This is a genomic window from uncultured Brachyspira sp. (assembly GCF_944390845.1).
Lineage (GTDB): Bacteria > Spirochaetota > Brachyspiria > Brachyspirales > Brachyspiraceae > Brachyspira > Brachyspira pulli.
Genome location: NZ_CALXRM010000105.1, coordinates 1 through 9,144 on the forward strand (window position 1 = coordinate 1; position 9,144 = coordinate 9,144).

8 protein-coding genes are annotated in these 9,144 nt (G+C 26.9%); 4 read left to right on the forward strand and 4 right to left on the reverse strand.

What is annotated here, in order from left to right; all coding sequences use genetic code 11:
• Nucleotides 1-262: 262 nt before the first annotated feature.
• Nucleotides 263-1,147: an MBL fold metallo-hydrolase gene (locus tag Q0K52_RS13955; protein WP_297300490.1), complete on the forward strand. Its 885-nt coding sequence runs from the start codon at nucleotides 263-265 to the stop codon at nucleotides 1,145-1,147.
• Here Q0K52_RS13955 and Q0K52_RS13960 read toward each other — a convergent pair whose 3' ends face one another.
• From Q0K52_RS13960 to Q0K52_RS13970, 3 genes are read right to left on the reverse strand one after another with little or no spacing between them, the layout of a single operon-like run.
• On the reverse strand, nucleotides 1,148-2,017 hold the full coding sequence (locus tag Q0K52_RS13960; protein ID WP_297300492.1) for a hypothetical protein: 870 nt from the start codon (nucleotides 2,015-2,017) through the stop codon (nucleotides 1,148-1,150).
• 17 nt (nucleotides 2,018-2,034) lie between these two features.
• The gene (locus tag Q0K52_RS13965) at nucleotides 2,035-2,835 is read right to left on the reverse strand and encodes an MgtC/SapB family protein (protein ID WP_297300494.1); all 801 of its coding nucleotides are present in this window, start codon (nucleotides 2,833-2,835) and stop codon (nucleotides 2,035-2,037) included.
• 59 nt (nucleotides 2,836-2,894) lie between these two features.
• Nucleotides 2,895-3,311, reverse strand: coding sequence for a PTS sugar transporter subunit IIA (locus Q0K52_RS13970; RefSeq protein ID WP_297300496.1), 417 nt, complete (start codon nucleotides 3,309-3,311; stop codon nucleotides 2,895-2,897).
• A 153-nt stretch (nucleotides 3,312-3,464) separates the two neighbouring features.
• Here Q0K52_RS13970 and Q0K52_RS13975 point away from each other — a divergent pair, with 153 nt between their 5' ends.
• Complete coding sequence (locus tag Q0K52_RS13975) at nucleotides 3,465-3,917, forward strand: phosphatase (RefSeq protein ID WP_297300499.1); 453 nt, start codon at nucleotides 3,465-3,467, stop codon at nucleotides 3,915-3,917.
• Nucleotides 3,918-4,003: 86 nt separating this feature from the next.
• Here the strand turns inward: Q0K52_RS13975 and Q0K52_RS13980 are convergent, their stop codons facing one another.
• Complete coding sequence (locus Q0K52_RS13980; RefSeq protein ID WP_297300501.1) at nucleotides 4,004-5,845, reverse strand: methyl-accepting chemotaxis protein; 1,842 nt, start codon at nucleotides 5,843-5,845, stop codon at nucleotides 4,004-4,006.
• A gap of 363 nt (nucleotides 5,846-6,208) precedes the next feature.
• On the opposite strand from Q0K52_RS13980, the gene metG reads away from it, so the two are divergent.
• Nucleotides 6,209-8,164 (forward strand): methionine--tRNA ligase, encoded by a 1,956-nt coding sequence (gene metG, locus Q0K52_RS13985; protein WP_297300502.1) that lies wholly within the window; start codon nucleotides 6,209-6,211, stop codon nucleotides 8,162-8,164.
• Between the two features lie 26 nt (nucleotides 8,165-8,190).
• Nucleotides 8,191-8,958, forward strand: coding sequence for an FtsQ-type POTRA domain-containing protein (locus Q0K52_RS13990; protein WP_297300503.1), 768 nt, complete (start codon nucleotides 8,191-8,193; stop codon nucleotides 8,956-8,958).
• Nucleotides 8,959-9,144: the final 186 nt, after the last annotated feature.

The following is a 9,144-nucleotide window of genomic DNA, read 5'->3' on the forward strand; positions in this document are numbered from 1 at the left end:
AGACTGTAGACTGTAGACTGTAGACTGTAGACTGTAGACTGTAGACTGTAGACTGTAGACTGTAGACTGTAGACTGTCCCATTATAATTGACAAGATACCCATATACTTATAATAGCACACATATATATAATGTCAAATACAATTTTTTATTTTTATATAATGCTACTAAAATAATAATAAAATGTAGATTGATTTTTTTTTATTATTGTATTATTATATGTACTATAATATAATTATAAAAACAATTTGTAAGGCAAAATTTTGAAAGTACGATTTCTTGGAAGCAGAGGCTCTATACCAACTCCTGGTAATAGTTTTAGTGAATACGGCGGTAATACATCTTGTATTCAAGTAATAGATGATGAAGGCAACTATATAATATTAGATGCTGGAAGCGGACTTAAAAATGCCAGCTATTATGCTTTAAAATCCGATAAAACAGAAAGTATAATACTATTAACACATTTCCATTGGGATCATATTATAGGTATACCTTTCTTTGCCCCATTCTTCTCAAATAAATATAGTTTTACTATTTATGGGCCTAAAGATTCTTCTACAGAAATGTATGATACTATCAATAATATACTTGCAAAAGATTACTTCCCTGTTAATCTTGAACAATTTGCTGCCAACTTGAAATTTGAAGCATTTTATGAAGGCAAGAAAATAACTTTTGGAAATATGACTATAGAAGGTATGTGGGTTAATCACCCTTGCCACACTCTTTCATATAAAATAACTTCTGGAAATAAAACAGTTGTTTATTTGACAGATCATGAACCTTATAAAAAACGTCTTCATGCTCAGCACCCTTCACTTTCTCATTATAATCATAATGCTGATTTGCTGCATGCTAGGCTTATAGATTTTGTAAGAGGTGCTAATGTTCTTATTATAGAAGGCGAATACACAAAAAGCGAATATTATAACGGACATGTAGGCTGGGGACATTCTACTTTAAATGATGCTATACAGGTTGGTTTAGATGCTGATGTTCCTTATGTTATACTTCACCATCATAATCAAGAAAGAACTGATGCTCAAATAGATCTCATACATAATAAATTAATGGCTTTCCTTAAAAAAGAAGAAATTGATTTACAATTGGCTTTCGCTAAAGAAGGTTCTTACATCAATATATAATTATAAAATATTTGCTATATCTTCAAAACTTTTTATATTATCAGTTGTAATATAAATATTTCTGCCTGATTTTATTCTGCTTTTAAATATATCAATTAAATATTTATTACTTTCTTCTAAAGAAAAGTTTTCTATAAACATATTAGAATTATAATATTTAAAAAATATTTCTATCAAATCATTTCTATTTTTTATATTATTAAAATCTTCTTTTATACTCAACTCATTAACTTTGAAAATAAAGTCCCTAGTATATAAATTTTTACTATTAGCATTTTCTAAATCTATATTATAAAAATCATAATCAGATATATACACATTACTGTATAAATTATTAGTAAGAAGAATTTTTATAATACTTTGAAGTACAGAAATAAAAACATCTATTTTCCTGCTGAAAAATACCTTGCTTGAAAAACTTTTTTCATTATATATGAAAATAATTTCTATAATATTACTATCATCATTAAAAGAAGAATTAATATTTATACTATTAATAGAATCATATTTAATATTTAACTTTTCTATATTTAAATGACTATGCTCTGCAAATAATGTTTTTAAAATATTATTTTTATTATTATCTAAAATTTCATTAACAAAATCAACACATTCTATTAACATCTCATTATCTATATATGCACTATATTGATAATGCTCTATTATACCGCTTATAATTTTACTTATTAATAGAGTTTCATAATCATTTATTCTGTAAAAATTAAAAAAATGAAAATCCGTTATATACCAAACAATATCATATATATAATTATATTCGGTAGAAATAATATTTAATGGATAAATAGTTATTTCTTTTTCTTCAAAACATTTATTATCTATTTCTAAATTTTTTATATATATTTTTGCCATTGTTATTATTAAAAATATTATTTTATAGAGTTTAAATCAACTTTATCTCTCATATGTTTTAGCATTTTTATAGGTTTTATATTTAAACTTTTCAATATAATTTCTATATTATGGAAATCAAGACTAGGAACAAATATATTAATTTTACTTATTATATTAGGAGATACTATATTATCTTTCTTAATCTCATTAATATCAGAAGTATTCTTCCAGCCCAATATCTGCATTTTTAGAAGTCTTATACCAAATTTTTCAACTTCAGTTTCAATATCAACTTTTGAAGAATATTCAACAACATAAACTATAGACTTTTCTCTATTAGCTATAAAATAAGGTATAAAGAATCTATAAATAGAAGTACTTAAAAATATACAAATACAGCCTATAGTAGATATAACCCATTGTCCAGAACCAATAACTATACCAAGACATGCAGTAACCCATACTATAGCGGCAGTTGTTATGCCATGAAGTTTTCCTCTATTTTGTATAATCATACCTGCACCAAGAAAACCTATACCTGAAACAATTTGTGCTGATATTCTGTTATAATCTGGTGTAGTGTATAATAACTCGCTTCCCATTTGTATAAGTTCTTGATTCTGAAGCATTATGGCACGGGCAAATACATCTTCATAGCATGATAAAATAGCAGCTCCCATACAGACTATACTTGTAGTTCTGCTTCCTATAGGCTTACCATGCTGAGCTCTCTCCCAGCCTATAAATATCCCCATAATATATGCTACTAATATTCTCATTACAATATCTACTATACTGTAATCAGCTAGTACATATTTAAGATAATCTATAAACATTAAATAAATATCCTACAATAATATCATTTAAGAATATTATCGAAATAATGATTATAAAATTATAAGTCTATATCTTGGTACACATCATTATCATTCTTTTTATATAATGTTATAGAATCCTTAGAAACACTTATAAGTTCATCAATAAGTTTGTTATCATCTGAATCAGAAGAAAAATACTCTATCACCATATCCAAATTCATACCGCTAATCAGACAAATATTATCACTCTTTCTATAGAATTTGCTTGCTATATTAAAAGGTGTTCCGCCATATATATCTGTCATTATTATAACATATTTGTCTTTATATTGTTCCAAAAGATTTTTTAATTTTTCTTCTACTTCTACAAAAGTATCCTCAGTTTTCATATCAATAGCATCATAATTAGATAAATCACCAAGAACCATCTTTGTAGCTTCTATAAGTGCAGATGCTAAATTACCATGACTCATTAATATTAAATTGGGTTTCATAATAATCCTCCTGTACTTAAATCAATTTATCTCTCTTATTATAAATATAATAATTGTTTCGCATTATTCAAATTTTTTAATTGAATGGGAAATTTACCAAAAAATATAATAATGGTTTATATAAATTCATACTATTTAATGGAGTTTATAAAAATGCAGAAAGTATATGAAAATCTTTATGTGGGAAATGATAGAGATTGTATGGAATTTCAGGGGGCAATAGTACATGCCTGCCAAAGCTGTTTTGCGAGAGGAGTTCATGGCAATATAGGAGATAAAAAAGTATTTGAAAGTAATAACGATCTTTATTTAAACTTATTAGATATATCAAGCCTTTCATTTGAATACGGCTTTCCTATGATAAAGAGATCTATGGAATTTATAGATGAACATATAAAAGATATGGACGTATTAGTACATTGCAATTTTGGAATGTCAAGATCTCCTTCTATAGCATTATTATATATGGCAAGAAAAGGCTATATAAATAATAGTTCATTCAAAAAAGCATTTGAAGATTTTCATAAAATATACAGTTATTATTCCCCTGGTTTTGGTATGCATAGATATTTTGATAATTATTGGCAGGAAATAATGAGTTTTTAATTTGTAAAAAGTTTATAATCATAAAAATAGGCAATGAACAAAAAATAAATGTCCATTGCCTTTTTGTGTGTATATATTATTAATAACTAAACAGATAATTTGAAGAATGAAATACTTTCCTCCAATTTTTTAGCCCTGTCTAATAGGTTTCTTGACAAATCACTAGATTTAACTGCCAAAGAAGCATTTTGTGTAGTTACACCTTCCATACTTGTAATGGCAACACTTATTTGATTTACTCCTGACTGCTGTTCTAAAGCTGTACTAGAAATATTTTCCATTAATTGAGAAGTATCTCTCACCTTACTTTGAAGTATTTCAAATAATTCCTGAGATTTTCTTGCTGTTTGTGTAGCATTATGTATTTGATCTGATGTATTATCCACTAAATTAGTAATATCTTTAACTGAGGCTTGAGTAGTTTGTGCCAAATTCCTAACCTCTGAAGCAACAACTGCAAATCCTTTACCCTGATCTCCAGCACGTGCTGCCTCTACTGAAGCATTTAATGCAAGTATATTAGTTTGAAATGCTATATCTTCTATTATCTTTGTTATGTCTTTAATTTTTTCGCTTGATGCATAAACCTTTTCTATATCTGAAGAAGTTTGAGAAATTATATCTGCTGCATCTCCAATATAATTTATAGATTCATTCATCATATCTTTACCAGTAATAGCATTTTCTGTTGAAGCCTGTATAGTAGATACTATTTCCTCTACACTTGCTGCTGTTTCCTCCAAACTTGATGCCTGAGATTCTGTTCTGCTGGATAATTCTGTACTGCTTTCCATCATACTTTGTGAAGAAATAACTATATCTTTAGCTGATTCATTGACTTCATTAATAACATCGGCCAATTTCTGACTCATTACAAAGAAGGCGTTTTCTAATCTTCCGAATTCATCTTTCCTTTCTTTCTTAATCTCTTTGACTTCTATATTTCCTTCTGATATTCTTTGTGCCTGCTTCATTAAACTATCTAAAGGCGACATAGTCTTCTTTATATAAGCTACTGTAAATGAGTTAATAAATAGTATTGATATTATACATATAATAGCAGCTATCCTTATCATTCTTATATTTTCTCTATATATAACTCTATTATCCATAGCCATTGTCAATGTCCAAGGAAGTTCTTTCATCGTTGTATAAACTGCTGTTCTTGATGCTGTTTTAGATTTATAATTAATAACGCCTTGCGGTTTATTATTCTTCTTTATTAATTGATAATATCCGCCTCCATTTTCATTTATATAATCAAAAGTATCTATAACTATAGAACCTTCACTATCTAAAGCAAATAATCTTCCTGTTTCATCTAATTTCAATTCTTTTAATTTTAATATAAGTTCTTCCCAGTTTAAAGTCATATAAATATAACCTATTAAATTGTTATTATAATCTCTAACTCCAGAAATTATACCTAATGACCATTTATTATCAGCAGTTGATTTTACTATTTTACTATCAAAAGCAACATCATCATTATTGTTTTTTATATTAGTTAAAAGTCCAGGTCTTGTATTTTGAATATTTTCACCTATAGAAACATTTTTAGCATTATCAAGTATAATTCCGTTAGTATCTGTTACCCCTATGTTTAGAGAAAATCTATTAATAGATTCAAATTTTTCTAATGTATTTCTTAGTTGTAGATTGGCGTTTGTGTTTGAAGTATTAAGTAAATAATTAATAATAGCAGGTGTTATAGCATAAGTCTTTATAAGAGTTTTATTATCAGAAAGCCAAGAATCAAGCATAGATTTATAACCTTCTATTGTGCTGTTAAAACCTGAAAATGTTGTCTTGCTTACTCCCCTATACGACCTATATGAAAGTGATACTATAGTAATAATCAAAATTATTGTTGTTATTATACTTATAGTAAGAGGCATTTTAAATCTTATAGAATGTCGCTTTTTCATAAAAATAATCGCTCCGTAACTTTTTGTACTCTATTTAAAATAGAATATACTCCTTTTAACTAAAAACCGTTTTAAATTATATTTGGTGATATTATTCAAAAATAATTATTATATAATTTTTTATATATGTAATAAAATATCATCATTAGTTTACATAAACCATATATATATAGAGATAATTGTAAATATAAAAGCAATATTGATTTAATAATTGTAAATAAACATAAAAAAGAAATATATTATTATAAGTAATAATCAGAAATTTTTTAACTTTACAAAAACTATTAATTTTAGTATAATGGTTTTGCTTTTAAAATTGAGCAAAATAATTTTTTATTCATAACTTAATATGGAGGCATACAAATGACAGATAAAAAGTTTTATATTACCACTCCAATATATTATCCTTCAGATTATTTACATATTGGTCATTGCTACTGTACTATAGCTACAGACACTATGGCAAGATACAAAAAGATAATGGGATATGATGTTTATTTCCTAACTGGTACAGATGAGCATGGTGAAAAAATAGCAAGAAAAGCAGAAGCAGCAGGTACTACTCCAAAAGCTTATGTTGATAATATTGTTAATGCCACTAAAGAGTTATGGAAAAGACTTCATATTGATTACAGTCATTATATAAGAACTACTGATGATTATCATGAAAGAAGAGTACAAAAGATATTTAAAATTCTTTATGATAAAGGATATATTTATAAAGGTTCTTATAAAGGTTTATATTGTGTAAGCGATGAAGCATTTTTCACAGAAAGCCAAGTAGTAAAAAAAGATGACGGTAAATTCTATTGTCCTGACTGTGAAAAAGAATTAGAATATAAAGAAGAAGAATGTTATTATCTTAAACTTTCAGAATATGGCCAATGGTTAATAGATTATTATAAAGAACACCCAGAGTTTTTAGAGCCTAAAGAAAGACAAAATGAAATGCTTAAAAACTTCCTTTTACCAGGTCTTGAAGATTTGGCAGTTACAAGAAAAGGCTTACAATGGGGGATACCTTGTCCTGTAGACAGTGAACATAGCATATATGTTTGGGTTGATGCTTTATCAAATTATATTACAGCTTTAGGCTATCCTGAAGAAAGACAAGATGAATTATATAAAAAATACTGGCCTGCAAATGTTCATTTCGTAGGTAAAGAAATAGTACGTTTCCATGCTATTATATGGCCTATAATGCTTAAAATGCTTGATATACCTTTGCCTAAAAAAGTATTCGGTCATGGCTGGGTGCTTTTTGATGATGGTAAAAAGATGAGTAAAAGCAGAGGAAATGTTGTTGATCCTAATAAATTAATTGATAAATATGGGGTTGATGCTTTAAGATATTTCTTAATGAGAGAAATTAATTTTGGTTCCGACGGTTATTATTCTCAAGAGGCTTTCTTAAAAAGAATTAACAGTGATTTAGCTAATGATTATGGTAATTTATGGCATAGAATCACTACTATGCTTGGAAAATATTTTGACGGTGTTCTTCCTAATGAATCAGAAAGCGTTTACGGCGACAGAGAAAAAGAATTAAAGAAAATGGTTCTTACTCTTGATGCTAATGTGGAATCTTCTTTGGATAGTTTCAAATTCCATGAAGCATTAGCACATATTTGGGAAGTAATCAGAACTACTAATAAATATGTTGAAGAAAGTGCCCCTTGGAATTTAGCTAAAGATGAAAGCAAAAGGGAACATCTTGCTAATGTAATGTATATTTCCTTCCAAGTATACTATATAGTAACAGCATACTTACAAATATTCTTTATTGAAACTCCTAAAAAAGTATTCAATAGATTAGGACTTGGCGACAGTGTTCCTTTAGATACTGCAAAACAATGGGGTTCTTTAAAAGCTGGAATAAAAATTGAAAAAGGAGATCCTTTGTTTAATAGATACGATATAGAAAAAGAAATAGGTGCAAGCACTGAAGAAAATAAAAAACAAGTTAATCCTCCTAAAGAAGATAAACATAAACCTAATATAGAAAAAGAAGATTTTGACAAATTAGAATTATTAACAGCTAAAATATTAGTTGCTGAAAAAGTAGAAAATGCTGATAAGCTTCTTAAATTTGTACTAGATATAGGCGAAGGCGAGCAAAGAGTGGTTGTATCTTCTATAGCAGAATATTATAAACCTGAAGAAATGGTTGGAAAAACTGTTCTTTATTTAGCTAATTTAAAACCTAAAAAGTTTAGAGGCGTTACTTCTCATGGTATGCTTCTACTAGCTGATAATGGAAAAACTCTTTCTCTTATGACTACAGAAAAAGGTTTTGATGCTGGATGCAGCGTTAATTAAACTGTTTATAAAAAACTAATATTATAATGAAGAAATTTCAAGAGAATAAATTAAGAAAGAAATTAAAAAAGAATAAGCTTACCGATAAGCAAAAAAGCCTCATAAAAAGAATAGTTCTAATTGCGGTTTTAATCGTTATAATATTAGTTTCAGCTCTTATAGTTAATAAGGCTAGAATTTTAAGGGTAGAAATAAGAGGCTTAGAAAGATTAAATGCTATTGATATAATGGAAGAAGCTAATTTATCAAAATACAATAATGTAAGCCTCTTTAATATACCAAAGAAAGATATACAATCAGATATAGAACAAAATATCAGAATAAAAGTAGAAAATATAAAAGCTTCATTCCCTGACTTGCTTATAGTAAATGTTAAAGAAAGAGAAACTTTATTTTTATTAGAATCAAACAGAGGAATATATCAAATAACTGATGATGGTTATGTTATAAGAAATGAAGCTATTTATAATTATGATGTTCCTTATATAACTGGTCTTACTATTGATGCCAATACCAATGAAAAAATAGAAAATGAATATGCTAAATATTTATCATCTGTTATTGCTGAATTAAAAAAAGATCATAATGAAATATATAATTTAATATCTGAAATCAATGCTTATGGTAATGATTTGATTCTCTATCCTAGAGGCTATCAAGCACAAGTGATATTAGAAAAATATGTCAAAATAGATAAATTCGTAGACTTGGCTGCTATATTAAAAACTGTACAGTATCAAGATAATAAAACCCACAGAATAGATTTAAGATTCAAAGAAGCTATAGTTAATTAATATATTTTTATATTACAAAATTAATATTCAATAACTTTATAAAAATTGCGGAGCATATTTATACTTTAGTATAAATATATTTTCAGCGTAGCAATTTTTATTTATGATAAATAGATTTAAGATTCAAAGAAGCTATAGTTAATTAATATATTTTTATATTACAAAATTAATATTCAATAACTTTAT